Origin of the sequence: Microbacterium sp. 18062 (genome assembly GCF_902706225.1) — a bacterium.
Lineage (GTDB): Bacteria > Actinomycetota > Actinomycetes > Actinomycetales > Microbacteriaceae > Microbacterium.
In genome coordinates, this window is sequence record NZ_CACSKB010000101.1 from 1 (window position 1) to 1,680 (window position 1,680).

Sequence of the window (1,680 nt, forward strand, 5' to 3'; positions counted from 1 at the left end):
GCTAAGCCCCGATCCACCGATGAGCCTCGGCTGAGCGCGGCTGGTGTGATGGACGGGCGGTGATGTGTCGAGGGCAGGGGTGAGTTCCGGGCGTCGCATCCCGGTCGTCCACGTGGTCCTCGGTCGTGCCGCGATTGCGGTGGTGGTCAGGGCGTCGCGGCGTTCGGCGGTGTGTGCGTGATCGCGAAGAGTCGTGTGAACGCGTTCTGCCATGGCCAGGCCTTCGGGAGGTGCAGCGTGACGCGGCGCGCGGAGCGTGCCAGCCGTGCGGGGATGTGGATGAGAGTGCGGCGGATCGTCGCGGTGGTCGCTCTCGCGAGCCGTCCCGCCTGGTCGGCGATGACCCCAGCAGCACGGGTGAGGTTGAACGCGATCACGGCGAGGACGAGCCAGGCACTGTTCGCGGCGAACACCCCCGACGGCAAGTGCGCGAGCGGACCGTTCTTGAGGTCGGCGTGGACTTGCTCGATGATCGCGTGACCGCGGTGGGTCTTGTCCGCCACGACTGTGTCCATAGCCTCCTTGTCGGTGGTGGTGAAGAACGCGTGGTGCCGGTAGGTGTCGAACAGCGTCGGCTGCTCCACCTGCTTCGGGTTCAGGTCGGGGATGCGGCGAACGATCAGCCGCCCTTCGACGCGTTCGGCTTTCTTCCGTGAGCGGAACGCGGTGAACCCGATCTCGGCGACTTCCGCTTTCGAGATCAGCTGGCCGGTGGTCTCGTCACGGATCGAGTCGGTGTACTCGATCATCGTCCACGCGTCCTCGGGAATGGTCGCGATCGCGGCCTTCACTGCCGGGTCCATCCGAACGGTCACGGACACATCGGCGCCGGCTTTGATCGCGGTGCCGACGGTCGCGTGGCCGTAGAACGCGGAGTCCGCCCGCAGCAACGCCCGAGCCCCAGTCGCGACGCCGGTGCGGCGCAGGGTGGCCAGAGCGTCACCGACGATCCGCGCGGCGCCTTTCGGTGACCCGGTCTTGCCCTGCCGTAGCCGCTGGGCCAGGATCACCGGCGCCGCCGCCGACGACGACGCGGTCGCGATCAGGGCGTTCAAGCCGCGGACGCCGGAGTATCCGAACCCGGCGCCCTGCTTCTGGTATCCGTGGACCTCGATGATGGTGTCGTCCAGATCGACCATCACCCGCTCGCCATCGCCTGCTCGGAGCAACGGCGCGTCGACAGCGAGATTCGCGAACACCCGGGATGCGACGGCGTCGAGCTGCCGGACGTGTCCGAACCGGAACTCCCGTAGGAACGATCCCAGCGTCGACGGCGCATACGTCCGATCGAACAACCGCCCCATGCCGCCGTGTCGAAGCAGGTTCATGTCGTCGATCGAGTCCGCCCCGGCGAGCATCCCCGCGACCAGCGCCATCACCTTCGCGCCGGCGTTGGCGCCCTTGTCCGTCGGGACACTCAACCGCTCACGCGCGAGCTCGTCTAGCCCCGCGGAACGCGCGAGTCGCAGCATCGGCACCAGCCCCGCGGCCGACACGAGATTCGGATCATCGAACACCGCAGACACCGCGGCAGGAGCGTGCTTGAATTGCATCTACGAGATGCCTCTCGGATTGGGTGAATAGGACCTTAGACAAGCTCTATTCTTCCCGGTCAGAGAGGCATTTCTCTGTCACGACGCCCGCTCAACACCCAGGCTCATCGGTGGATCGAGGCTAAGC

1 protein-coding gene is annotated in these 1,680 nt (G+C 67.1%); it reads right to left on the reverse strand.

The window, feature by feature from the left end:
• Positions 1 to 146: 146 nt before the first annotated feature.
• Positions 147 to 1,553, reverse strand: a complete 1,407-nt coding sequence (locus GVL03_RS18755) for an IS1380 family transposase (RefSeq protein ID WP_159502528.1) — start codon at positions 1,551 to 1,553, stop codon at positions 147 to 149.
• Positions 1,554 to 1,680 lie beyond the last annotated feature (127 nt).